Raw genomic sequence first — 25059 nt, 5'->3', positions numbered from 1 at the left:
AAAGCTGAAAACACGATTCTGCGTCATCAGCTTAACGTGTTGCGGCGGCAATCGCCGAAACGGCCGACGTTCGGGATGCTGGACCGTCTGATATTCGCCGGCGCGTATCGTTTGGCTCCGAAGGTGCTGGGCGCCTTGGCGATCGTGAAGCCGGAGACCGTGATTAAATGGCACCGCGCCGGGTTCAGATCGTACTGGCGGTGGAAGTCGCGGCGCCGTGGGGGCCGACCAACTTTAGCGCCTGAGATACGCAAGCTTATCCGCGAGATGAGCATTGCCAATCCGCTGTGGGGAGCGCCGCGGATCCATGGAGAACTCCTCAAGCTCGGCATCGATATCGGACAGACCAGCGTGGCCAAGTACATGGCCAAGCGAAGAGACCCGCCATCCCAAGGCTGGAGGACGTTCCTTCGCAATCATGCCGACGGCATCGCCGCGATGGATCTGTTCGTCGTACCGACAATCTCATTTCGTCTGCTCTACGGTTATTGATTGTGGGGCATGCTCGACGGCAGATTTTATGGTTTGGCGTCACAGCGCATCCAACCGCAGATTGGATCGCCAATCAGATCACGGAAGCATGCGGGTGGGAACAGGCTCCCCGCTATCTCATTCGTGACCGGGACGGGGCCTATGGTGAGGTCTTCATCCGAAGGCTTCGATCAATGGGCATTCGCGATCGACCGACGTCGCCGCGCTCCCCTTGGCAAAATGGATATGCCGAAAGGCTGATCGGCTCGATCCGCAGGGAATGCCCTGACCACGTCGTTGTGTTCAGCGAGCGCCACCTCCGTCACCTACTGCTGTCGTACATGAAATATTACAATGGGGCCCGCACGCATCTATCCCTGGCGAAAGATGCACCGGTCTCGCGTGCCCTCGATCGCGCCGGGCACATTCTTTGTCGCCCAACCCTGGGCGGACTGCATCACCAATATGTCCGGATTTAATTTACGACAGGCACAGGACCAGATGATGATCGGAACATTAGACGCGTTATAACTGAGGACATAGGGAGCGGTGCCAGCCGGCAAGCAGCTTCAGCACGGTCTGCGGCACGGCTGTCACCTGGGTGAGCGCGGCGCCGATGTCGATGCCCTTCTGGAAAAAACTCTTGACGACGCCGTAGCCACTCAGCGACTGCGACTCGATATGCTCGATGGCGTGGACCCCCGAGGTGAGCTGGCACTCCTAGTAGTAAATAACCCGGTCGGACATGTCCCTCGCAGCAGCCCGGAGTCCAGGCGATGAGTAAGAAATCTGGATCCCGCAATCCGCCCAAGCATTCTCTTCTTCATATCTTAAACGTCAACTGTTGTGATCTACACCGGAATCGCTCCGCGCTGGATCGCCTTTATCGGGTACTTGTTGGCGTCGATCCTGCTGATCGGCAGTTATTACATCGGTGGAGTTTCGCGGTATTGCTCGTTTGGGTACTTTTGATCAGCGTATATATTTTGGATGACAATCTACGCGGATGTTAGGGTGCGTAAAGGCCTAGCCTCTGCTCACCAATAGCCAAACCAGCCAAATCGCGATTGCCGCGCGACCAGGAACACAGGGGGCGGCGTGCGTCGTTTTGCAATTTTGCGCTGGCGTTGCTGCTTCGGCTGTGGCTTTTTTGAATCGGGTGATTGTAGCTGGTTTGCATCGGACGGTGGCAGTTGCGCAAATGCCTCCTGCTCCCGCCGCTTGGCAGAGGCGATTGTTGCCGGGGACGTGGCGCTTTGCTCCGTATTTCCGCTCTGCGGAGCGGTGATGGTCGGGAGGTTGGTGTCGTAAACAATGCGCTCCGGCCATTTCCGATCGGAATGAATGCGGATGCTGTAAGAAATCTCATCGACCCCGTGTGCAACCGGCAATTTCGGAAGATATGCATCAGCAATAAACAACAGCGCGAGCAATAATCCACCAACATAGAAAAAATATCTCGCGAGAGGCATCCGCCGCTCCATCTGCCCCCCAAGCGTCGATCTGGCAATCATTGATCGATTATCGGGCCGTCAATGAAGGACGCCATCGACATGTGAGTGGATCACCATCGTATTTGGCCATGCGACTCGACGTCTGGAATTTCCAACACCGCTCGATCCAATGCGCTTCGCTCAGCTACGTCGCTCCTCGCGCCGCTCGGTGCGTCCTTTGTGTCGCTCGTGACGGCGCTCCAAACCGCGGTTTGGGCCTCAGCCTCGGATACGATCGGCACCGTAAAAGATGCCGCGAGGTTGAACGCAGCAACCAATCCCAAAAGAGAAAGCGCCTTCCGACGGGAGAACTCTTCCGATTTGATCACTTCGCCCAAGGTCAAAACTCCTCACGCGGGTCTGGTGAAGTGTTCTGATGCACGCAGTTCCAAGGCGGCTGTGTTGATCTAGATCAACGAAGCGACTGCACAGAGCGCAACGTTTGGCGGCAGGTTGCGGCTCTCCGGCTAGACTTGTTCCAAAATCATCTAATCCGGCGACCAGAGGATACGCTTTTTGACAACGGTAGAAGGAGAACAACATGTCACGTCGAACGATCTTTTCGTTGACTGCGTCGGTTATCGTCAGCATCGCGTGCGCTGCCATGATTTCAAATGATGCCTTCGCATATCGCGGTGGGCGCGCTGGCGTTGGCCGTGCCGGCTATCACGGAGGCGCCTATCGCGCCGCCGGCTATCGCGGAGGCGCCTATCGCGCCGGTGTTTACCGCGGCGCGGCCGTACGTCGTGGTGTGGCGGTAGGTGTCGGAGCCGCCGCCGTCGGCGCTGCGGCCTACGGGGCTTACGGAACTTATTATGGGCCACGCTGCGGATACTATCCCAACCCACCTTGCTACTAGGACTGTCGCGAAGCCTGGTCTCCTTAAGGGGACCGGACGGTGCGAATATTGGTGGCCGGCAGTGCGCGCTCGGCAGGACTTGCGCGCGCGTGGAATACCGGCGCCGCGTCTGGTTGCTCGTCGAGCCAGTCGGCGTGTTCGAGAGCCGGGTTCGGGTTGTGGGCTCGGCCGGTGCTGATCAAGGAATGTAGCGACGAGAACGACCGGCGTCAGAGATATTCCGCCTACGCGATCCCGGTTTCCCTCGCCTATGCGGGACTTGCAGGCCTGCCTCCGCAAGTCGGTGTTAATGGGAGCTAACCAACCGCCGAAGCGACGTCGCAGCTTTGATCAAGATCAAGGGTCCGGCTTTCGAGCTGAATTGCGCAGCGAAGAGGCTAGCGATAGGCGAAAAGACCCGCCCCCGTGACCAGAACGACGACGCCGGCGACAAGGACGATCCGAAGCCATCTTGGCATTCCGATGGAATCCATGCAGCTTTCACCGAGGTGACGACAATTGCGGACCCGACAGACTCACCCCGCGCTCTGCCCGAAACACGTTGCTATAAAAATTTGCAATCCACTGCCACCCGCTGGAATTCACGTTGAGATAGCCCCTCCCGATCCCTGGATGCAATCTGCAATGAAATGGCAGGCGCTTCCCTTGCTTGATTTAGATCAACGTACATTGCGCGTTGACGTGCGTCCTGGGAAGAACCCGATGGGGCCTCTACGGTCATAGGGAGGCCATTGCCACGGTAATTTATCTGCTCACCGCCCAAGGTCAGGTACGATGCCGGATGATCCTAAAGATGTGGTCGAGGCCGCGATTCGTTCAGCCTTTGTCAGTTATCCAAAAGAAGACGACCCGGATTGGAGAAGCCCTCACTGGATTAAGCCGGAGAAATGCGCGCATCTGGCCAAGGTCGTAATGCTCGAATTGGGGGCCAAGGGGTTCCAAATCGTGAAGAAAGCAACCTGACGCCCAAGCCCGAGCGTGGTTGCGACGAGTGGACAGGGCCGCGCCCTTGGAAGGAAGGCCGAACCGGCTAGTGCAGCGCAGAGGTGGTTATGATGGCTGAAATAAATAAGCTTTCCGTCGGCCAAGTGCTCGACAAGCTGCGCCGCGACGATGGGCCAAAAAACGCGAAGACCAGCCAGCTCGAAAGGAAAATTAGAACCACTGAGGAAGAGATACAGCGCTTGAGAGCGGCAAGCCTCCGCCTTAAGCGCGGCCATCGAGGCGGCACAACTGGGCGCGATTGAGATTTTCCGTGCGTTCCCCACGCCCCGTCATGGGGGGAAGCGGGACAAACGCTCCTGCTGGAGGTTGTCGATTCCAGCGTCCTGACCGTGAGTACGTCACTCCCGCTCCACCAATTCGCAGCAGTTCGACATGGAACTCCGACGCAGATCTTTGAACAGACAATCACGAGTGACCCAAGAACGAAACGTGGGAACACCTAAGCGAGGCTGGCTGAAGCCTTCTCAATCGGGTCGATCAGCGCTTTCGCGGAGAATGGCTTGGTGAGGAAGGCAATACATCCCGATTCCATCGCCGCCATGCGAACGGCATCGTTGTCGTTACCGGTGATGTAAATAACCGGAACAGAAATTCCATCGGCTTTAAGGCGGTGCCTCACCTCGATGCCGGACGCATCGTTCAAGTTGATGTCCAGAACGATGCAAAGCGCCTGATCGAAATCGCCGTGATTTCGAAAAGCCTCCGCCGACTGGAACAGCACGCTGTCATAGCCATGTTCCCTCAACAACCTTTTCACGCTCCTCAGCGTGCCCGGGTCATCATCCACGACAAATATGGTCTTTCGGTTCGGCACGATCAGTAACCTTTGGTCTATTCACCTCGCTCTAATCGCGATACGGCTCAAAAACACGTAGCCATCATAACTCGCCCGACCCGATGACTCTCGGCCAATCTAAAACGTGCCAAGTCTGTTGGAATCACATCGGATAAACTCGATACGCCTCGCGCATCGGCTTTTCTATTGTCCCATCGGACAATAGAAATTCAAACGCTGTTGATAGATTGCTCAGCTCGTCTGTCGGCTACCTGACATCCAGGACGCCCGCTCGTTCGGCCAGGGAGACAAGTTCGGCGAGCGATTGGACTTGCATCTTCTCCATCACCCGGTGGCGATGAGCCTTGATGGTGCGTTCGGTTGCGCCCAGTGCGTTCGCGACCTCCTTGTTGGTCTTGCCGCGAATGACAAGTTCAAAGACCTCGTGCTCGCGCGGCGTCAACGCAGCGATATGGGCGCGAATGGTGTCGATCTTGCTCTTCGTATCGCGCGTTGCTTCATAATGCGCCATCGCCCGCTGAATGGAGCGAAGCAGTCGATCAGACGTGACCGGCTTGGTCAGGAAATCATCGGCGCCCGCCTTGATAACCTGGACCGTGGTCGGGACATCGGCATAGCCTGTCAGAAACACGATGGGCAGCGTCGAGCCGAGTTCGCTGAGGCGCCTTTGCAGCTCCGGACCGCTCAAACCAGGTATCCGCACATCAAGAAGGATACAGCCTGGACCGCTCTCATTGGGCAAGTGGTCCAGCAAATGCTGGGCCGAAGGATATGTTGCGACTTCGTAGCCAGCCTTCTTCAAACGGCGTTCGATAGCCGTCCGGAACGACGCATCATCGTCAACGACATGAACGACGCCCAGCATAACGTATCTCCTAGGGCAGCTTTGATCGCGTGAAATCGATCTGATCTACCATCGAAAGGACAACACGAATTCCCGGCCACGAGCACGGCACGAGTTCGAGAGTACCCGTGCGGACGGCAACCGCAGCGTGACAAACGTGACACGCGGATCTCAACGCAAACTAACGTCCGATTGTGTCGATAAAAGTGTGCACCCAACGCGAAGTGTACGCTCGCGAAAATTGCCGTGCCTGCGAAAATGTCCCCAAGGGCAATGTGCTTCCGGACAATGACCATTGGGACAATGGTCCTAAAGCCAATAGTCGACTGCACAGGCTAAGTTGTAAACCATTCCCGACACAGTGCGATATCGGCGCCGGAGTTACGAAACGCTTACATTTCAAACCCTTAAGTAAGCGAACGGATTGCGTAGACAGGGGGATATCCATGCTTGTCAACATCAACGCCGCTTCGGCTGGCAGGCAGAGTGCTCTCGGTGAGCTTGGAGAGCTTTCCCGTGCACGAGTCAATTTAAGTGAATTCAAGTATAACAGAGGCTCGGAGATCTACGGAGAAACGGAACCAGCGGACTACATCTACCACGTGGTAGAGGGCGCGGTTCGCAGCTACAAGCTTCTATCCGACGGCCGCCGTCAAATCGGGGCCTTCCACCTGGTTGGCGACATCTTCGGCCTGGAAAACGGTTCCGTCCATCGGTTTACCACGGAGGCGATTGTCGACACGACCGTGCGCCTTATGAAGCGGCGCAGTCTGGAGCACGTGGCGGAGACCGATGTGCTCGTCGCACTTGATCTCTTGAATATGACGACGAGCAGCCTTCAGCACGCTGAGGACCATATGCTGCTGCTGGGACGCAAGACATCCCTTGAGCGCGTTGCCGCGTTCCTGCTGGAGATGGACCGCCGCCTGACCGCTAGCAGCGTAATGGCTCTTCCCATGTGTCGTCGCGATATCGCCGACTATCTCGGCCTGACACTCGAAACCGTATCGCGCGCGCTCTCATACCTTCACGGCAGAGGGATCCTTGGTTTCCTGGGACCGACCCAGCGACAGATCGTGCTGAAGGACCGGGTACGGCTGGCCGACCTGGACCTGTAGGACGAACCCCAGTCACCAAATGCTTATACGACAACAGCATAGAGGGCCCGTACGGGAGCGGTTGTCACACTGGTTGAGCGACCGCCCTACCCTGGCCACCAACGTTTCTGTTCCCCTTCGTTGCCGCCCGCCATCAGCGTCATCCGCAACACCTCGAAAATCACGGCAGTCGACCAACCAAACAACAGCACACCGTTCATCGCGGTCATTGGCCCGAGCAAATGCCAGCGCTCGACCGGCGTCACGTCGCCGTAGCCAAGAGTCGTGTAGTTCACAAAGGCGAAATAGATGAGATCGGTGCCCGCGGGTGCGGCACTGGTAATCACGTAGATCAATGACCAGACGAGCACCTCGGCAAGGTGTGCGATCATCAAGACCGTCACAGTGGCAATCATGACTGCGATCAGTCGAAGCGTTTGACGCGACGTTGCCAATTCATCCGCGATGCGCGCCACCTTGATGACGGCCACCATCACCAAAGCGTGGATCGCAATGTTGCAGACGGTGGTGGCTGCGCCCACGAGATATTGCCGCAACATACAGGTGCCTCCGCCGCTGGGACTGCTGCAACAGGTTGGAAATATCGGCGATTGAATCCTGCTACGCGCGAACGAGCGTACACCCTAGTCGATGATGTGATACCCGCCATCGATATACATGACGCCGCCGGTAATGAGCCTAGCACCGTCGAGTGCAAGAAACGCCGTCGCCGCACCGACATCGTCGATGCTCACGAGGCTTCGAGCGGGAGCCTTGGCCTGCGCCTTGTCCATCAACTCGTCGAATTCGGGGATACCCGAAGCCGCGCGCGTCGCCAGCGGTCCCGGCGAAATCGCGTGCACCCGTATGCCTTTGGGGCCGAGCTCGGCTGCAATGTAGCGGACGGCGGCCTCCAGTGCCGCCTTTGCAACTCCCATGACATTATAATTCTCCACCACCATCTGGCTGCCGTAATACGTCATGGTGAAGAGGGCACCGCCGTTCTTCATCAGCGGCTCCGCCAGATGCGCCATGCGCATGAATGACCAGCAGGACACGTCCATCGTCTTGAGGAAGCCGTCGCGCTGAACATCAACCACACGCCCGTGCAGTGCCTCTTTCGGGGAGAACGCAATCGAGTGCAGGAGGAAGTCAAGCCGGCCCCACTTCTTCTCGATTTGCTCGAAAACCTGTTCGGTTTGCCCCTCGGCATTCACGTCGAGCGGCATGAAGATTGGCGCCTCAAGCTCCTTCGCCAGCGGTTCGACATGTTTTCTTGCCCGCTCGTTTAGATAGGTGACAGCCAGCTCCGCGCCCAGCGCCCGAAACGCCTTGGCGCATCCCCACGCGATCGACTGATCGTTGGCGATGCCGACGATCAGGCCCTTTCGTCCCTTTAGCGCAACCTTGGTCTCTGGAAATGCGGGAATTGTCATGACGCTCTCATTCGAGTTGGGCTGGAGGACGAATGTCGATCCCACAGCAGCGACAATGTGTGCTCCGCAATCATCAACTCTTCATCGGTTGGCACGATGTAGACGGGGATGCGGCTGGCCCCGCAAGATATCCGCAGCGCGTGTTGGGCATTGCCTGCCGGATCGAGAGATATTCCGAGCCATTCGAGCCGCTCCGCAATCCCCGACAGAGTTTTCGCCGATGCCTGCGGTGAAGATGAAGGCGTCAAGGCCTTGCAAGGCAGCCGCCAGCATTCCGGCGTGAAGCGCAGCCCGGTACACAAAGTAGTCGACAGCAAAAGCCGCACGGGGATCGCTGCTGTCCTGAAGCTCCCGCATATCGTTGCTGACGCCGGAAAGTCCCTTCAGCCCGCAATCACGGTAGAGAAAATCCTGCAATTGGGCGGGCGACATGCCCTTTGCAGTCATAAGATAGAGAACGACCCCGGGATCTATCTGGCCAGTCCGCGTTCCCATGGGAAGTCCATCGAGGGCGGCGAAGCCCATCGTGCTTTCCACACTGCGCCCTCCGTGAATGGCGCACATCGAAGCGCCGCTGCCCAGATGAGCGATGATGACACGCGCCTCGGCGATTTCCGGCGCAACGTTGGGCAAAGTGTTCGCGATGTACTCGTAGGAGAGTCCATGGAATCCATAACGCCTTATACCCTCATCATAGAACTGGCGAGGTATGGCATAGTGATCCGCCACTTCGTCATGGTCACGGTGAAATGCAGTATCGAAGCATGCGACCTGAGGCAGTGAAGGGAATTTGGCAAGAAGCGAACGGATTGGTGCCAGATTATGGGGTTGATGAAGTGGCGCTAGCGCCGTGAAATTCTCGAGGCGCGCAACCACGCCATGGTCGATCAGCACGGCCCGGTCATAATCCGGGCCTCCATGCACCACCCGGTGGCCGACGGCGAGCGGGCTCAATTGGAGTTCATCCCGCAGCCAGGCGCTCGCAAGCATCAGCGCCGCCGGAACGTCTGGAACGCTCTCAACCGGATAGGCCCTTTCCGCCAGCGTGTCGCCTGCTGGTCCAGTGGCGCGCAACCGGGGACGGCTTCCAACGCCGTCCATTTGACCCTTGATCTGCCGTCGCAGTCCGCCGTCGCCATCCACGGCAAACACCTGGAATTTCACGCTTGAGGAGCCGGCGTTGACGATGAGGAACGTGTCCATGGGCATCACGCGGCGATCGTCTGGGCACGGCGCCGCGCGGCGGCATAGAGCGTTGCGACGGCGCACGATGCCATGCGGGCTCTCGGTGAATCGGCCCGCGAGGTCAGCACGATCGGAACGCGGGCGCCGAGCACGATGCCGGCACCGTCCGCCTTGGCGAAGTACGTCAGGTTCTTGGCCAGCATGTTGCCGGCCTCGAGATCCGGCACCACCAGAATCTGGGCTCGCCCCGCGACTTCTGATTTTATTCCCTTGATCCTCGCCGCTTCCCTATCGACGGCGTTGTCAAACGCGAGCGGTCCATCGAGAAATCCGCCCGTGATCTGCCCGCGGTCCGCCATCTTGCAGAGTGCGGCGGCCTCGATGGTCGACGGGATCTTGGATGTGACAGTCTCGACTGCCGAGAGAATGGCGACCCGGGGAGACGTGCCAAATCCGGCCTGGTTGTAAAGATCAATCGCATTTTGCACGATGTCGCGCTTGCCATCGAGATCAGGGAAAATGTTGATGGCGGCGTCGGTGATGAAGATGGTCTCGCTGTAGGCCGGGACATCCATCACGAACACGTGGCTGATCCGCCTCTGCGTGCGCAACCCGCCGACCTTCGCAGTCACGCTTCGCATCAACTCGTCAGTATGCAGGCTGCCTTTCATCAGCATCTCGCCCCTGCCCGCGCGAATCAGCTCCACGGCCGTTGTTGCAGCAGCCTCGCTATGAGGGGCATCGACCAGCTCGAAGCCGCTGATATCAATATTGTGTTTGAGAGCAGCAGCCTTGATCTTCGCCGCCGGCCCGACCAAGGTCGGCTTAATGATGCCGGCTTCGGCGGCGTCGGACACGCCACGCAGCGAGCTTTCGTCGCATGGATGCACGATGATCGTCGTAGCGGCCGGGATCGCTTTCGCTGCTGCGATGAGACGATCATATTTTGCGCCGGGCCTGGCCTCGCCCGCTTCCATGGGTGCAACGCTCATCATTCAACTCCTCATCACCTCAAAAAGGGCCTATGATGCCTTCGCCTGCGGTTCGGCGGCGAGGCCGCCAAACAGCTCTTTCACTCGATCAAACCGCGTGGCAGTTTCGCCGGATATTTCCGCGCTCGCGGACAGGACGCAGCGAATCGCAGCCAGACCTTTACGGCGTTGGTCCTCGCTTGCCGGCAGCAGTTTCGGGATGGCAGCCAGGCTTGCCTCCGGTTCCAGCAGCAGCATGAAGAACTGCTCGCGTACCATCGTCTTGAACTGTGCAAGCGTGAGGCGCGAGCCGGCGTCGTCAGCGCGGACCCGGCGCAACGCCTCCAGGCTTCGCTCGTCGACCATTCCGCGGGCCATGCCGACGTAAAGCAGGCCGCGGATGACGCATTCCCTGAGACCGCCTTTTCCGATCTGCGACTTCAGCTCTGCGATGCGCGCCTCGAGACGCTTGCGGTGCTCTGGCGACATCTCGGGCTTGGGCGACACGTCGGCATCCGGCTTTATTCCCACCGCGGCCTGCAGCGCGGGCGATCCATAGATGCCGAGAAAAAGCGACTCGCTGAGAGCCTCCTGCGCGTCGCGCCAGTTGTCGAGTACATTGACGATGTTCTTGGAGACGGTCTCCTGGAAGGCAAGAAATAGATTGTCGTTTGCCGCCGGCTTGCGGTGTTCGCGAACATTGTCAGCCGCTTCGGCCACGGCCTTCATGGCAACGTTATTGCTGCCGAAGGTCTCGTACGAAACGCGGAGCGGATGCCATTTGCGCATCCACGCCGCCAGTTGGGGAGGAACCGCGGCGCTGAGCCATGGCTGCACGAAATTCCGGTAGTTGGCTAGGTTGATCTCGGATACCCGAGCGGCGGTCGCAAAGCGCCGCTCGTCTTCGGCGGCATTGCCGCCCATGGCCCGAATATCGTCGAGCGTGCGAGGCTCGCAACGCATGATCCACGTTCCGCCCGCAAGCTCCGCGTTGGCGGTATCGGCGGATTTGGCCTCGAAAGTTGCCTCGTAAAGCCCAGGCGGGAGCACGTCGATCAGGTCGATGTTGCTGGAGAATTCGCTGTGTTCTTTCTTGGCAACGCCGCCGGATACGAATATTCCGAGGTGACCGACCGTTTCGTGAACGGTGTAGACAATGGTTTGCCCGTAGGCGCGGATCTCATCGACATCGCCATAGAGATCGAGAATCCAGCCGAGTGCCTGCTGCGGCGGCGTGATATTGTCACCCTTTGAACAGAATACCACGATTGGCGAAGAGATATTCCGCAGGTCGACAACTCTTCCGTCTGAGGTCTTGATGCGCCCTGCCGCGAGGTTATTGCCGATGAACAGCTCATCGACGATGAACTGGATCTCCTCAGCATTCAGGTTGACATGTCCGCCCCACCAGCGCTCGAAATCGAGATAGCGATCAGCCTCGGTGTCGATCTTCGAATAGACATTGTACTGCTTGGTCCAGAGCGTGTTCGAGGGATTCATATTCTCGAAATTCTGGACAAGCCACGCGCCGTCAAACTTGCCGCCTCCGAGGTCGCTGGTGAGGGCGGTCAGCCAGCTTCCTCCGAGCAGGCCGCCCGAATAGCGCATTGGGTTCTTGCCGCAGACGCCGGCCCAGTAGGACAACGGTGCGCCGGCGATGATAAGCGGTCCGAAAAGCTCCGGCCGCAGCGAAGCCAGCATCATGACTGCCCAGCCGGCCTGGCAGTTGCCGATTACGCACGGCTTGCCGTCGGCGTCGGGGTGCAGGGCGATGACTTTTTCGATGAAGACCGCTTCGGCTCTCGCGATGTCCCCGATTGTCTGGCCGGGCATCGGTTCGGGCAGGAAGCCGATGAAGTAACAGGGGTGGCCGGCTTTCATCGCCACGCCGATCTCGCTGTCCGCCTTGAACCCGCCGATCCCGGGCCCGTGACCCGCGCGAGGATCGACCACCACAAACGGACGACGCCTGATATCAATCTCCACTCCGCTCGGCGGGGCGACCCGCACGAGCCCATAATTTACCGGCCGCTCGAGATTCCTTCCGTCGACGATCAGCTCGACATCATAGTCGAGAACATGAGGTGCAGTTTTGGCGATATGTTCGCTGTATTGAACGCCGCGCTGGCGCATGACATCCAGGAACAGGACGCTGCGTTGCCCGGTATCCACGAGGTATTCGAAGGCGGATGCAAAAACCCCAGGCTGCCTATCGCCCGAGATGGCTGGCTTGTTGATAGACATGCTCAAATCTCTCATTAATCGCAGCCCACACATCAGGATTGCGCGTGGGCGGAGGAGACCTTTGACATAGGTCAAGGGAACCCCGGCGCTCGCTTGACGCGTCGTCATTTCTGTCGCGATTTGCCCAGCGGGGAAAACCGCCGCTACCGGCCGGGTCCTGAAGCTAGTCTTTCGCGACGAGTTTTTCTCCGTCGCTTCCCGCATCAGGCAAGATGACGCCAGCCTGATCCTCTTGGATCCATGCCGTCATCAATTCCCAGGCCACTGCCAGGATGATGGGCCCGATAAACAGGCCGACGATGCCGTGCGCCAGCATCCCGCCCAGGACGCCGATGAAGATGACAAGCATGGGCGTGCTCAGCCCGCGTCCCATGAGCATGGGCTTCAAGATGTTGTCAGCCAATCCCACGATCAACAGATAGATCGTCAGCGGGAGAGCCACCGCAAAATCCTTGGTCGCCCAAATCCATATGATCACGGGAATGAGGACGATTGCCGATCCGATCTGCAGGATTGCAAGAATGAGCACGGCGAACGCCAACAAGCCTGCGTGAGGCACGCCGGCAAGTTTCAATCCAATTCCGGCCAGCAGCGATTGAAGGACAGCAACGCCGATTACTCCCTGGGACACCGTGCGTATCGTCAGCCCTGCCAGGGCAACAAAATCCTGGCTTCGCTGCGCCATCAGACGCGCTTGAATCCTTCTAGTTGCCGCAACGAAGCGCGGGCCATAGAGGAACAGGAACCCCGACAGCGCCACTGATACGATAAACTTGAGCGTTCCCACGCCCGCACTGCTGGCAAAGGCAAGTACCGGACCGGCCAATGGCTTCAGGTGCGGAGCTACCTCGCCCAGCACAGCCCCGAGATTTGTAGCAGCTTGGTCCCAGAGGCTGTAAACCCGCGCACCAATGATCGGCCAGTCTTTGACGCCGTCTGGTGGGGATGGAACGGCCAAGGTGCCCGCGCCGAGCTGGTCCGCGAAGTCTTGCAATCCATCAATCAAGCCAAATCCGATCCACGTCACCGGTCCGATGATGATCGCCAGATTGATGACGGTGATGACAACAGCCGCCGGCTTCGGCCGATCACCAAGCTGTACCGATAGCCAGTTGTACGTCGGGTACAACGCTACCGTCAGGACCATACTCCAGGCCAGTATGGGAATGAATGGACGAACAAGGACGAACGACCAATAAAGCAGGAAGGTGAGCAGAGCCAGGCGGATCGCCAGCTGTATGATCTCGTCGCCGGATTTGATTTGTCGAAGCACCCTCAGGGCCCTGTTTCAATATCCCGCTCGCCCGCATTACACGCGCAACGACCACGCGCGGAACGATGCAGCATGTGAGAACCTCCATTCGCATCCCAAACCTATTGTCGCCTGCGCAAACCCCGGCTTGATCCAGATCAAGCATCGCCACGGCGAGATCATTCTCTCTTGCGAGGGCACAATGCCGGCAGAGCAGCTTGCTGTTTCGAGCAGACCGGGAACCATTTCTCATGTCTGGAGCCGCCGACTATTCGGCCGTCGAGCATCTTCGCGACGGTCGTCCGATTGAAATCCGCGCACTTCGTCCCGATGACAGAGCCGAGATGCTGGCGGCGGTCGGACGAACCAGTTCGCAATCGCTGCAGCGACGCTTTTTCGCACCAAAGAAGGGTTTCTCGGAGCAAGAGTTGGCGTTCTTTCTCAACGTCGATTTCGAAAACCATGTCGCGCTGGTCGCACAAATCGATGAAGACGAATCTCCGACGATCGTCGGTGGTGGACGCTATATCGTGGTCCGGCCCGGCCAGGCCGAGATAGCTTTTCGTCGTGGTCGATACCTATCAAGGTCAAGGTATCGGCACGATCCTCATGCAGCATCTGGCTGTTTTGGCGCGCGACGGGGGCCTCAAGGAGCTGATTGCGGAGGGTGTTACCCGAGAACACCGCGATGTTGAAAGTGTTCAAGAAGTTCGGCTTCCGGCCCGCTTCCAAACGGGAGCCTCAGGTCATACATCTGACCCTACAGCCTGCCTGACCCCTTCGATCTCTGCCAACGCAGCGTCAAAGAACTCGTCCATTTTCTGAGCGACCTGCTGCTTCGTGACACCCTTCGGCCGCCAGTCAAGCGCTGCAAGAGCGGGTACTTGGCGAAGAAACACGGGCGGCGTCGGTCAGTCCCAATTCTTTCATGAGACTCTTGCCGACGCCGAAACTGATAAGCATCTTGCCGACCGTGCCGGCAAGCTTGCCAAGATGCCGAAAGGGATTATTGCCCCAGCCCCGCCGCGAAGCCTCTCTTTCGACAAGCGTGACCAGTGTTCCGCCTCGGCCATCCAGAGATTTCTGTTGGCCGGCTCACACTTCGCGAGTCTCATACATAGCGTAGCTCGCGCAATACACTCTAACTGGCTCGACATTGGTACCCCCTGCCTGAGGGTTGATTTGATCCTCGCCAACCTACGACAGATGCCGTTCTCGGACTATTGCCCTCAGGGCCATTGTCCCAATGGGCAGGTGACGTTGACTGAACGAAGTGGCGCATACCGCTCCCATGCCGAGATCTGTTTGGCAAACCGCGTCCGTAACGTGACGATAGAGGCTCGGGAGATAGTCCGTTTTCGTTGTCATGATGCAAGTCAGTCCAGCCGTTATCGCAAGTAGCCTCGAACAACAGTTAGGCCAGTCGGTCGGTAGAGTCGAGGATGGGCGCGGTAGTTTGGGCTATTCGGCAACGCTCCGTTTCCCATCCCACCGGGTCGCCGGAGGCGGTCGCCCGCCCCCGGTTCCCACGGAACGTGGCGTGCGGATTTTTTTCGAAAGCGCACCAGAAGTCAGGGCCCTTTTCTCAGCCAGCATTACCCGGCTTCGACGGTCATACGACCCCGTCCGACTCCCGCCATGGCCGCCGCCTTTCGCGACGTTGAGGCCGCTACCCTCGGCCCTTGACGGGTTTCCCCCGATTACCCGAACCACCTTTCCGACGTGCCGTGCCCACTACCCCGGCGGATCGAGCGGGTGCGCGCGTCGATTGCTCCCCGCTCATACTGCCTTCCCCCAAATGGCGGGAGGGTCGGCATCCGCATTGTCACTTTCGAGGCCTACTCAGGTTTCACTCACGTTACGGCCCGCCGGATTGCTCAACCGCCTAAAGCGGCCTTTGTCACGAGGCTCCAGGCCTGCCGGTTACCCGGCCGAACCGCTCGTCAGCTACCAGATTAATCGACAACTCTCTGGGTGGATCCTTCCTCCACTACCGCGCCTTCGGGGCGCACTGCCACAATCGGACATCCGCATGGGCCTACTCAGCCGACCGCTGCCCGCCGACCGGTATTGCGAGCTCAAAAATCGAGCCGTCGGAGTCCGACTTGACGAGCCGCAATTTGCCTCCGTGGTTCTCGACTACAGTAGAACAGATAGCGAGCCCCATTCCCATACCGCCGGATTTCGTCGTAAAGAACGGATCGAACATGCGCTCTCGATCCTCGACAGGAATTCCGCGTCCGGAGTCTTGGACCGAGAGCAATACGGTCGAGTGACCGTCAAAGCTCGTTGTGAGCCGCACGTGTCGTGCGTCAGGAGCCACCGAGCTCATCGCGTCGATGGCGTTTTTAACGAGATTCAAGAGTACTTGCTGGAGTTGCGTGCTATCCAGATGCACCTCGGGAAGGTTGTCTTGAAACTCCGTAGCGACGGATACTTCGTTGACCTGAAGATCGTGTTGCAGCAATCTTAGTACCTGCCGAGCAACATCCTCAACGCGTGTCGGCGCGCTTCGATCAGGCGTCGTTTTCGACAGTTGGCGAACGCTCGAAATGATTGCAGCCGCGCGATGGCTTTCGGCCTCTATGTCAGTAAGGATTTCATCCATTTCTTCCAGTTCCGGAGGGTTCGAACGCAGCTGACTGAGGGCTGTATTGGCATTAAGTGAGATAGCTCCCAAAGGCGTCCTCAGCTCATGCGCGATGGCGGCCGTGATAGCGTCCACGCTCAAAAGCCGGTTGGTGCGTTCGCGTCGCTGCAAGGTGATGGCGCTGGCAAGGCGTGAATAGAGAAAAGTTGTTTCGACGAGCAACACGCTCAGCAACATGCAACTGCCGACCAGAATGAAGCCACGAGCCGCGTACCAGCCGATGGTAAATCGTATCGAGCTGCCGATGATCGCCACCAAGAAGCTTGGCATGTAGGCAAGCAAAGTTACCATCAACCATAAATCGAGGATTGTGCGTCTGCGAAATAGTAGCACCGCTAGCGCGGTAGCACCCCATAGCCAAAGCGCAAGGTTGATCTGATTGCCAAGCCGCGCCTGAACCCTGACGTCAGTGGGGAAGAGGACCGGGAGATATTCCGTTTTCGCCGTCACGATCCAAGTCAGTCCTGCTATCACCGCAAGTACGCAGGCAACAGTGATTACAATGGTTGTCATTGCCGGTCTGCCCGGCAGTCTGGCGGCTCCGGTGGCATCCTTGGAGAGCGCATAGGCGAGGATCGCCGCCGGAAACGTAGTGTGCCAAAGCACGTAAATCCAAGCTGGACTGTTAGGCCCGTCACCGACCAGACCAGCCGGGGCGTACGCCCCCGGAAAGGCCAGCGTCTGCAAGAACGCGAACGAGCCGCTGAATATGTAACCACTCGCGAGCGCGAGAAGGGCGCGCTGAGGCTGGATCGAAAATTGGGCGAACAGAAGGGTTGCCGTGACAAGATCGAAAACGCTCACCACGGTCTGCAAAACCGGAATGAAGGCATCAACTTGAGCGACCTGCATGCTCGCGAACGGTGCGATAACAGCCGCCGCGACAATCAAAAGAATGACGATCCCGACCGCTATCGCCCGTTGCCGCTTAGTTGCTGGCATGGTCGCGATGACTAATGGGAAATCTTGTCCCTCTTTTTGAACAGAGTCCTCGGCTTCGGCCTCCGGCAACCGGGCCGTTCCAAAGTCCGCTTGGTGAACTTCCGCCAATTTCATCGGCGTCGTCCTGAGTATTACGACAATACGTTCAGGGCTAGCCGATCGAAGAGCACGGTGATGCTCCGAACAGCAGCCAAGTCTGTTCCATCCCAAAATCAAAGCATGGCGGGCTGTCCTTCCGCTAGAGCAAACTTCCGAAATAAATGGGTCAAACTGAGAAGAACTCAGCACGAGTATATGTTTTCCGCTTTGCCCCTCAATTCGGACGCCTCGACGCAGCCTGACTGTTCACAGTGGACTACCGATCTTGGCCTTCACAGGCACGCCATTCCCGGGGCCGACTTCCGTTGTGGGTCAAACCCGGACCTCGCGCCGCAACAACGGAGATGCGGAGGTCACTGCAGCATGTCCTCTGTTGTGGAAGTTATCGGCCTGGATCTTGCAATTCAAGGGAAACAAGCCTTGCTAAAAGCGTCGCCGGATAAAGTTGGCCAATTACGCTTTCGATGTTGCATAGACTTCGCACTAACGGATGCACTGGAACGATGTCGCCGTAGCCAGTCGATGTCAGCGTAACAAAGCTCATATAAAAAAGCGCACTGGCGAGTGACTGATCGTCGTCAAATGTTATTCCCTTGATCGCGTCCTGATTTGACAGGCCGACAAAAAGAAAAAGCGTCGCGAAGGCCACCGCGATCAACAGGTACAGAAGGATCGCTCCGATAATTCTGTGATATGTGACACGGCCTCGCCTGAATACGGTCCGAGTGACCACGATCCCAAGAGTGCAGGCGATGATCAACCATGCGCCGGCCAATATGTGAAGATGGAAGGGTATAGAGCCGCAGGAAAAATACGGCAATATTGGCAGCAAGGGCAATCGACATTAAAACGAGGGCCGTGGGACTGTTAGAAATGATCACCATGCCGCCGATGATCGCGAGTAACAGGCCGATGGCAAATAAATGAAACGCGGCAGTATCAGCACTCCAGTCAGCGCCGAGAGCAGCCAGTCGCTTCGTTCGTTGCGCAGGTGGCGCAAATCACTGAGGGGGTCTAACATCATCGTAAGTTCCTCCAGTTGCGATACCAATGTCCCTGGCGCGGCGTCGGATGTGAGGAATGTCGGCTCTGGGTCTTGGTTGCGTGATAACGCGCTGACGCGGGCCGGGAACGTCCACGATCCGGTCGGCGTAGTCCGACACGGCCGATCTGAGCAATTTTTTCCTGTTGGGCGATCAGGGGCCGCCTCCGAGTCGTGGTGGGGAATGCTGGGCATGGTCTGGCTCGGTATCGGCACGCAGTGGGGTCTCCACACTCACGCTCTGATCGCTGCCAGCAACGCCCTTGTACCGACGATATTCATGACCCGCGTCAGATTGTAGGCGAGTACGCTGAGCGCCATCTCGCTCGCGACCTTCGGCAGCGTCTTCATCAAGAAGTGCGTCGCGCCCATTCTCATCTTGAGCGTGCCGAAGGGATGCTCAACCGTCTCGCGCCGGCGGCGCATGGCCTGGGGATCTTGATCCAGCCGCTGCTGCACGATTTCGAGAACGTGCTCATGCTCCCATCGCGTGATGCGGCGTTCTTTGCCTGTGGTGCACTGATCCTTGATTGCGCAGGTCTTGCAGGCGTTCGTCCAGTACCGGCGCATCTTCTGCCCGTGTTCCTCATTGGCATAGTGGAATTTGAGCTTCTCGCCGGCGGGGCAACGATAGACATCCTCCTCCGGCACATAGACGAAGTCCTGCTTGCCGAAGCGGCCTTCCGACTTCGCGCCCGACGTCATCGGTTTGGGCAACGTCACGCAAATGCCTGCCTGCTCGCAGGCCAGGATCTCTTCGCCATTGAAGTAGCCGCGGTCGGCGACGGCTTCGAGTTTATCGACTTGCAGAACGGCCTTGGCTTCCCGCGCCACGTTCGCCAGTTGTGAGCGATCCGAGCCGATATTCGTCACATCGTGCGTCACGATCAGATGGTTCACGGTGTCGACCGCGACCTGCACATTGTAGCCGACGACGCCCGAGCCACGCCCACTTGTTGCCATCGAGCGGCTATCGGGATCAGTGAGCGAGATTTGGTGATCCGGCGAGGCCAACATTTGCTTCTCGTAGGCTGCGAGTTTGCCCATTTCCTCTTTCAGCTTGTCGAGCTTCTCCTTGAGCCGCGTCGTCTTGAGCCCAGCACTTCGGACGGTTCCTGCCTATCCGCCGTATCGAGCTGGGAGAGATACCGCGCCACACTCTCCTCGAGTTGCGCGCGCCGGCGATCGATCTTCCCCCGGGTAAAATTGCGATCTCGATTATTGACCGCTTTGAACTTGCTGCCGTCGATCGCGACGCTCGCCTTCGCCAACAGACCCATCTGGCGACAGAGATTGACGAAGCTCGCGCATGCCCTGCGGATCGCCGGGCCATTGTCCTTGCGGAAATCGGCAATCACCTTGTCATCGGGAACGAGCCGACCGAGTAGCCATATGACTTCCAGGTTTCGGCCGGCTTCGCGCTCAAGCCGGCGGCTCGACTGCACTCGGTTGAGATAGCCGTAGATGTAAAGCTTCAGAAGAACCGAGGGGTGGTAGGCAGGCCGGCCTGTCGCTGCAGGCTCGACGCCTTCGAAACCGAGATCGGCCAGATCGAGCCCGTCGACAAAGCAATCCACCACACGAACGCAATTGCTCTCCTCGACCCACTCATCGAGGCATTCCGGCAACAACGTCGATTGTCCGCGATCGGCACCCTCAACGAAGCGCTTCATGATTGCCCCCGGCAAATCGCCAAGCGAATCATAGCAGACAGTTCGTTTTCACGCAGCCAGGGTCAAAAGCGACGTTTTGACTGTCAGCCGATGACTTTCGCGGTAGGGACGCGAGTTACCCCGCGCCCCCGCACAGATCCGTACGAGCCCAATTCGGGCATACGGCTTGTATGGGGCTTTCTTGTCAAGGGTGGTGCACACCATTTTGTCGCGCCCTTGTTTGTTGATTCTTTTGTTCGACCCGCGCCGCGAGCATTCTTCCGCCCCGACCGCATATTGGCCGTCGCCGTCGCGCGCAGCGAGGGTCAAGGACGGCGCTTCTTCAGCGCCGCCGAAGGCTTGTCCTTGACCAACGCGAGCACGGCGGCAAACTGCCCGTGATCGGGTGGTTTGCCACGCGATGATCCGAGGGGGAGCCTGCCATTGGCCACGAGCGATCGCCCGCGAACCACGCTTGTATTCGGTTGAACCATGTAGGGTCCCGACCATGAAGCAGTCGTACGCTTCTGCGAGCAAGGCTCCGAGGCGGCGGGTCCATTCTCCCAGCGGCATTGCAGCCATAGCCGTGTGCGGATTGCCGCCACCTCGGATCGTCATCGGCTACCCGGGCGCATCAAGCGCAGTTAGGTACCGAACCCTGTTTGTCCTTTCCTCGTTATAGAGTGTTGCTCACGCCGCCGGCCGCAGCTCGACACCGTCTGGCACCTCGCCGGTCGTGACCAGGCGCCACAGCGCGATCAGCAGCTTGCGCGCCAGTGCCACGATCATCGTCGTCTTGCGCGCGCCGCTCGGCCCCTCGGTCCGCGTGCGATACCAGCGCGCCAGCGCACTGTCTTTCTGGAACATCAGGAAGCGCCACGCCAACTGGATCAGCCCACGTCGTACCCGCGCATTGCCGGCCTTGGCCAGGCCCTTCTCTCGGCGTTTCAAACCGCTCTCGTCGGGCGATCCCGTGAGCCCGGCGTAGCGCGCCACGGCTCTTCGATCTCGAAGCTTCCGCGACAAGATCTCCCGCACCAGCATGTCCGCCGTCTCGATGCCGATACCAATCACCCTGGCGAGCAGCCGCACCATCGCATGCGGGCCTGTGTCCGGTGCCCGCTCGAGCCGCTCGGCACGTGTCTTCTCGATCGAGCTGATCTGCTCACGGACCAGCGCCAGCCGTGCCATGTCGCGCCGAAACTCCTCGATGACGTTCGCCGGCAGGCCCGTGCCCTCCGCTGTCCGCAGACCTGCCAGACGCTCAGGCGCCTTGCGCAGATGTGGTTTGAATCCCCGGATCCCGAGACGGGCGAGCGCACTCTTCATGCGGTTGGTGATGCGTGAGCGCTCGTTGACAAGGCTCTCGCGTTCGCGGCTCGGGCGCCTCGCAGCCTCCTCCTCCATCGTCGGGATCACCACCATCCCGCAGTGCCCCCGCTCACCGCGCAACCAGCCCAGGAACACGCGCATCAACATCGCCGCATCTAGACGATCCGTCTTCGCCCGCTTGCGCTCGCGTGACACCGCAACGCTTGCCGAATGGATGACATGCGCCTCGATCCCGCGAGCAATGAGCCAGCGCGCCAGCCAGAAGCCGTCGCGGCCAGCCTCATAGGCCAGCGCGATCCGACTGATCGGCCGGCCAGCACGCATCGCCTCGTTCCGCCACCGCTCGATCAATCGCAACAGTGCCGTCGCATCCGGCTCCAGTTTCTTCAACGGCTGGCGCTCGACGCCAGGAACAGCTCCGCTCACCAGCCAGCTCGCCTTGCTCATCTCGACGACCACTACCAAGGTCGAGATCGGATCAAACGCGGTCAGGCTTCGGCTGAGATCATTGACTTGGGCCATGGGGCAACCTCCATCAGTTGGTGTGGACGATGAAGGTGCCACGACCTCCGCCGCCCGCCCCATAGCTTCTCCCACCTCGGGTGTCTAACGGCGCGTCGTGATATTCTCACGAAATTCCGTATGCGCTTCAGCGCCTCTCACACGATTCCCCGGTACTGTGCCCGGCCCGTGCTTTGCTGACTCACATTCCCCTCGGCCCCCGCCCTTGGCTCCACCAACTCCGCAGCCGGTTGCCCGGCCTTGTTCGTCGGCTTCACAGCTACTATGGCGGGGTCAGACTTCTCATGATCGTACATCATCGGCTACGGCTCCTCGCCTTCCCGACACGGACCAGCGCTACACGCATGTGGCGCTGGCCGACCATGAGATCTCCCGGTTCCCGAGCAAAGAGCGTCCGCACATGCCAGTGTCTACGACCACGCCGGGCCGTCTGGGCGCTCGCACTATCGCGCCCATCCGTATTGCCTTCCGTCAGCGGAACGACGTCGGCACCCAGGATGAGGGTACTATCGCGGCTCAATGGCTGGCCTATGCGCTCCCCCGTCAACGCTTCGCCGATGCCCTCGCGGGCATCTGCGCATGACTCGGGGTCGATGCGGGTAGCTACTCCTTCATCGTGATGGACTTGCACCATCTACTCCTTGCCGGTCTCCCGGCGCACTCCGGTCTACCCCAATCAACGGACATGCTCAGCGTCCGTCGGCATGTCTCAAAAGTGCCAGAAAGCGACATTGCCTCCTCACTTATCCGCCAGACACGCCCAGCGGCAGCGGCCGTTCTACGGGTCAACGCGCTCCCAATCCAAAAAATCGATCTGGTCGAACGCGCGGCGCGGCTCATTGAGGAACAACACGAGCCGCAGGCCATCAGTCAAATAGTGCTCGCCGGTGAGATTTACCCGTGGATCGGGCATGGACGACGCGCCTACGCCTCGGACAAAGCCAAAGTGTGAAACAGCCCCGGACAGGAACAAGTCCTGCATCAGATAGAAGCGGTCCTGATCCACTTCCGGACTAATAACGTGGGTCGTCAGATACCAGGATTGTGTGGTCAGCTTGATGCCGATGTCGCGGCTGATTTGGCCAACCCACACCTGAAGTCCGTCAATGGTGAACGGTGCCAGCCAGAGCCGTAGATGATTGCGCAGGCTGACGGTGTCGCGCGCTTTCTGCAGCGCGACATCCTGCTGGCGCCCAAAAACATATAGCGGGCTGACCGGCGCGTTGAAATATTCGCTGCCAAACAAGAAGGCCCGAATAGTCCGGTAAACGCTGTGGAGGTCGAACGGCTCGTCAAGCCTCCAGCCTCGCTCGATGAAGGCAAATAGCGCGTCAATGCCGCGCCCAACGACTACGATATTGAGCGGATCACCGTTGGTATTAGCGGTCTTGTTGGTCGTGCAACAGCGCAACTGCGCCAGCTTTTCGCGCAGTGTCGCAAGATCGACGGCCTCGATTGTACCGGGCGAATAAATGGTTCCAAAGTCGGTTTTCTGGATCGCGTATGAGCGGCCGCCGACCGGCAGCACGAACCTGAACCGAAGCATCTGCCTATCGGTCTCGAACCCGACCTCAAGCAGCTTCAAACCGCCTTCACGGTGCGTGAAGACGAACCCGGCAGCGGTCTGTTTTTGCGGGATCACGTCCGGCACCGGGGTTCGCGCCACTACCGCTGCGATCGATGCATTGGTACTGCCCGACCACCACCAGACGCGAAGTAACCGTTCGACTTCCGGGGCCGAGAAATAATTCGGGTCGGTGACGATCGGCAGAAAGCGCAGCCGCAAATCGCTGGCGTTATCTACGCTCAGCCAAACGACTTGGATGCCATGGTCAGCCAGTGATGCGCCGAAATATCGTTCACTTTCGTCGTCGGTCAGCACCGCAGCGCGAACGGTGACCGCTCCCTGCTGGCGAACCTCAGCGCGGGACATAAACGGCTGCTCCGCTGTCAGGTCAGGGTCAGCGCCGCTGGAACGATTGAACGCGGCGAACAGTGCAAGCAGCACCACAGTTATGAACGGCCCACGCCAGTTCTTCGTCATGTGTCAATCCGATGCGGCCCATTTAGGCCAACACAGGTTCGGAATATCGCAGTGTCCTCCCATTGATCCAGGTCAACGTCGTCGCGCTTAAGATCCTGCCTGGGTCGTAACCGGACTCTTGTCAGACGTCCGCCCTATGGCCGTTAATGGGATGGTCCGGCCGTGCTCCGGCCCTGCCAGCACGAGAAGCTGGCGAGGGGCGCTCAAGACAAGGAGCACGCCATGTCTCAGAAACTCAGCGCAGCGAATCGCCGTGATCGGCATCGATATCGGCAAAAACTCGTTTCACATCGTGGGTCAGGATCACCGCGGTGCCATCGTGCTGCGGCAGAAGTGGTCACGCGGCCAGGTGGAAACGCGGCTCGCCAACCTGCCGCCGTGCTTGATCGGTATGGAGGCCTGCGTCGGCGCGCATCATCTCAGTCGCAAACTCCAAATGCTTGGTCACGATGCCCGCCTGACGCCGGCGAAATACGTGCGCCCCTATTCGAAGGGACAGAAGAATGACTTCCGAGATGCGGAAGCCATCGCCGAGGCGGTCCAACGCCCGACCATGAAATTCGTCGCGACCAAGACCGCCGATCAGCTCGACCTTCAGGCGCTGCACCGCGTCCGCGGTCGATTGGTCGGTCAGCGTACCGGCGTCATCAATCAGATCCGTGCGTTCCTGCTGGAGCGGGGCATCGCGGTGCGGCAAGGCCTGCGTTCGCTGCGGTGCGAGTTGCCGGGTATCCTCGCGATGCGCACCGATGTGCTCTTGCCTCGCATGTTGCGCATCATCGAGGATCTGGCGGGAGACTGGCGCCGGCTGGATGAGCGTATCGAGGGGCTATCTAGCGAGATCGAACCGAGGCCGCTCATCCAAATGCCCGCTCTGCGCAGCGTTGCTCGCATGCGCGATCTCGCCCAAATGCTGGCGCATCACGACGCGGCGATTGAAATATGCGAGAATCCGGGGCCGCAAGGCCCGTTGCATTAGAGTTAAAAGCAAAGCCCACCAGTAAACCATGCGGCGACCTATAGATGCTATTGATCACGTATATCTCGCACACGACTTTAGGTGGGCACATGCTTCGAAATGGAAGTTATTCTGCTTGGTTCAGAACCCGGCAGGAAGAAGGAC

At 59.0% G+C, this 25059-nt stretch carries 21 protein-coding genes and 3 pseudogenes; 9 read left to right on the top strand and 15 right to left on the bottom strand.

Translation table 11 applies throughout. The features are described 5' to 3' along the window. Window positions 1-75: 75 nt before the first annotated feature. On the top strand, window positions 76-492 hold the full coding sequence (locus B5527_RS45735) for a helix-turn-helix domain-containing protein (protein WP_210199316.1): 417 nt from the start codon (window positions 76-78) through the stop codon (window positions 490-492). Window positions 493-665: 173 nt separating this feature from the next. Then, on the top strand, window positions 666-950 hold the full coding sequence (locus B5527_RS47660) for an integrase core domain-containing protein (protein ID WP_197689313.1): 285 nt from the start codon (window positions 666-668) through the stop codon (window positions 948-950). A gap of 558 nt (window positions 951-1508) precedes the next feature. On the opposite strand, the gene B5527_RS18330 is transcribed toward B5527_RS47660, so the two are convergent. Then, window positions 1509-1985, bottom strand: coding sequence for a hypothetical protein (locus B5527_RS18330; protein ID WP_154072340.1), 477 nt, complete (start codon window positions 1983-1985; stop codon window positions 1509-1511). A 50-nt stretch (window positions 1986-2035) separates the two neighbouring features. Then, on the bottom strand, window positions 2036-2302 hold the full coding sequence (locus B5527_RS18325; RefSeq protein WP_079602782.1) for a hypothetical protein: 267 nt from the start codon (window positions 2300-2302) through the stop codon (window positions 2036-2038). A 276-nt stretch (window positions 2303-2578) separates the two neighbouring features. On the opposite strand from B5527_RS18325, the gene B5527_RS44110 reads away from it, so the two are divergent. The 3 genes from B5527_RS44110 (at window position 2579) to B5527_RS45920 (ending at window position 4070) form a co-directional block, all read left to right on the top strand. Further along, complete coding sequence (locus B5527_RS44110) at window positions 2579-2725, top strand: hypothetical protein (RefSeq protein ID WP_154072339.1); 147 nt, start codon at window positions 2579-2581, stop codon at window positions 2723-2725. An 872-nt stretch (window positions 2726-3597) separates the two neighbouring features. Next, window positions 3598-3786 carry a hypothetical protein gene (locus B5527_RS18315; protein WP_079602780.1) on the top strand — a complete coding sequence of 63 codons (189 nt, stop codon included), beginning with the start codon at window positions 3598-3600 and terminating at the stop codon, window positions 3784-3786. 92 nt (window positions 3787-3878) lie between these two features. Further along, window positions 3879-4070, top strand: a complete 192-nt coding sequence (locus tag B5527_RS45920) for a hypothetical protein (protein ID WP_210199315.1) — start codon at window positions 3879-3881, stop codon at window positions 4068-4070. Window positions 4071-4267: 197 nt separating this feature from the next. Here the strand turns inward: B5527_RS45920 and B5527_RS18305 are convergent, their stop codons facing one another. Then, window positions 4268-4642 carry a response regulator transcription factor gene (locus B5527_RS18305; protein ID WP_079602778.1) on the bottom strand — a complete coding sequence of 125 codons (375 nt, stop codon included), beginning with the start codon at window positions 4640-4642 and terminating at the stop codon, window positions 4268-4270. A 229-nt stretch (window positions 4643-4871) separates the two neighbouring features. After that, window positions 4872-5489: a response regulator transcription factor gene (locus tag B5527_RS18300; RefSeq protein ID WP_079602776.1), complete on the bottom strand. Its 618-nt coding sequence runs from the start codon at window positions 5487-5489 to the stop codon at window positions 4872-4874. 425 nt (window positions 5490-5914) lie between these two features. Here B5527_RS18300 and B5527_RS18295 point away from each other — a divergent pair, with 425 nt between their 5' ends. Beyond that, on the top strand, window positions 5915-6586 hold the full coding sequence (locus B5527_RS18295) for a helix-turn-helix domain-containing protein (protein WP_079602774.1): 672 nt from the start codon (window positions 5915-5917) through the stop codon (window positions 6584-6586). 86 nt (window positions 6587-6672) lie between these two features. Here the strand turns inward: B5527_RS18295 and B5527_RS18290 are convergent, their stop codons facing one another. The 6 genes and pseudogenes from B5527_RS18290 to B5527_RS18265 all read right to left on the bottom strand — a co-directional run bounded on the left by B5527_RS18290 (window position 6673) and on the right by B5527_RS18265 (window position 13680). Next, on the bottom strand, window positions 6673-7125 hold the full coding sequence (locus tag B5527_RS18290) for a potassium channel family protein (protein WP_079602772.1): 453 nt from the start codon (window positions 7123-7125) through the stop codon (window positions 6673-6675). Window positions 7126-7209: 84 nt separating this feature from the next. Then, window positions 7210-8001 carry an enoyl-ACP reductase FabI gene (gene fabI / locus B5527_RS18285; protein WP_079602770.1) on the bottom strand — a complete coding sequence of 264 codons (792 nt, stop codon included), beginning with the start codon at window positions 7999-8001 and terminating at the stop codon, window positions 7210-7212. Beyond that, window positions 7998-9204 (bottom strand): annotated as a pseudogene (locus tag B5527_RS18280) (acetate/propionate family kinase). Before B5527_RS18280 ends, fabI begins: the two are co-directional and overlap by 4 nt. Before the next feature lie 5 nt (window positions 9205-9209). Next, a complete protein-coding gene (locus tag B5527_RS18275; protein WP_079607362.1) occupies window positions 9210-10178 on the bottom strand; it encodes a phosphate acetyltransferase in 969 nt (322 codons plus the stop codon). A gap of 30 nt (window positions 10179-10208) precedes the next feature. Further along, a complete protein-coding gene (locus B5527_RS18270) occupies window positions 10209-12401 on the bottom strand; it encodes a DUF3141 domain-containing protein (protein ID WP_079602768.1) in 2193 nt (730 codons plus the stop codon). A gap of 163 nt (window positions 12402-12564) precedes the next feature. After that, complete coding sequence (locus tag B5527_RS18265; protein WP_079602766.1) at window positions 12565-13680, bottom strand: AI-2E family transporter; 1116 nt, start codon at window positions 13678-13680, stop codon at window positions 12565-12567. 224 nt (window positions 13681-13904) lie between these two features. Between B5527_RS18265 and B5527_RS18260 the strand changes: the two genes are divergently transcribed. Further along, complete coding sequence (locus tag B5527_RS18260; protein WP_245332643.1) at window positions 13905-14348, top strand: GNAT family N-acetyltransferase; 444 nt, start codon at window positions 13905-13907, stop codon at window positions 14346-14348. Continuing rightward, a complete protein-coding gene (locus B5527_RS47365; protein WP_338065129.1) occupies window positions 14263-14478 on the top strand; it encodes a hypothetical protein in 216 nt (71 codons plus the stop codon). The genes B5527_RS18260 and B5527_RS47365 overlap by 86 nt, the downstream gene beginning before the upstream one ends. Before the next feature lie 1213 nt (window positions 14479-15691). On the opposite strand, the gene B5527_RS18255 is transcribed toward B5527_RS47365, so the two are convergent. The 5 genes and pseudogenes from B5527_RS18255 to B5527_RS18230 form a co-directional block, all read right to left on the bottom strand. After that, window positions 15692-17359: an MASE4 domain-containing protein gene (locus tag B5527_RS18255; protein WP_079602765.1), complete on the bottom strand. Its 1668-nt coding sequence runs from the start codon at window positions 17357-17359 to the stop codon at window positions 15692-15694. A 367-nt stretch (window positions 17360-17726) separates the two neighbouring features. Next, window positions 17727-18104: a potassium channel family protein gene (locus tag B5527_RS46355; protein WP_245332642.1), complete on the bottom strand. Its 378-nt coding sequence runs from the start codon at window positions 18102-18104 to the stop codon at window positions 17727-17729. Between the two features lie 516 nt (window positions 18105-18620). Beyond that, window positions 18621-20059 (bottom strand): annotated as a pseudogene (locus tag B5527_RS18245) (IS1182 family transposase). Between the two features lie 669 nt (window positions 20060-20728). Further along, on the bottom strand, window positions 20729-21892 hold the full coding sequence (locus B5527_RS18240; protein WP_079602763.1) for an IS110 family transposase: 1164 nt from the start codon (window positions 21890-21892) through the stop codon (window positions 20729-20731). Window positions 21893-22670: 778 nt separating this feature from the next. Continuing rightward, window positions 22671-23936, bottom strand: coding sequence for an LssY C-terminal domain-containing protein (locus tag B5527_RS18230; RefSeq protein WP_079602762.1), 1266 nt, complete (start codon window positions 23934-23936; stop codon window positions 22671-22673). Between the two features lie 247 nt (window positions 23937-24183). Here B5527_RS18230 and B5527_RS18225 point away from each other — a divergent pair. Continuing rightward, a pseudogene (locus B5527_RS18225) lies at window positions 24184-24783 on the top strand (IS110 family transposase); the annotation flags it as partial. Window positions 24784-25059 lie beyond the last annotated feature (276 nt).

It is taken from the genome of Bradyrhizobium erythrophlei (assembly GCF_900129425.1).
GTDB lineage: Bacteria > Pseudomonadota > Alphaproteobacteria > Rhizobiales > Xanthobacteraceae > Bradyrhizobium > Bradyrhizobium erythrophlei_C.
Note: the sequence above shows the minus strand (reverse complement) of the source record. Positions and strands in the feature narration are given on the sequence as shown.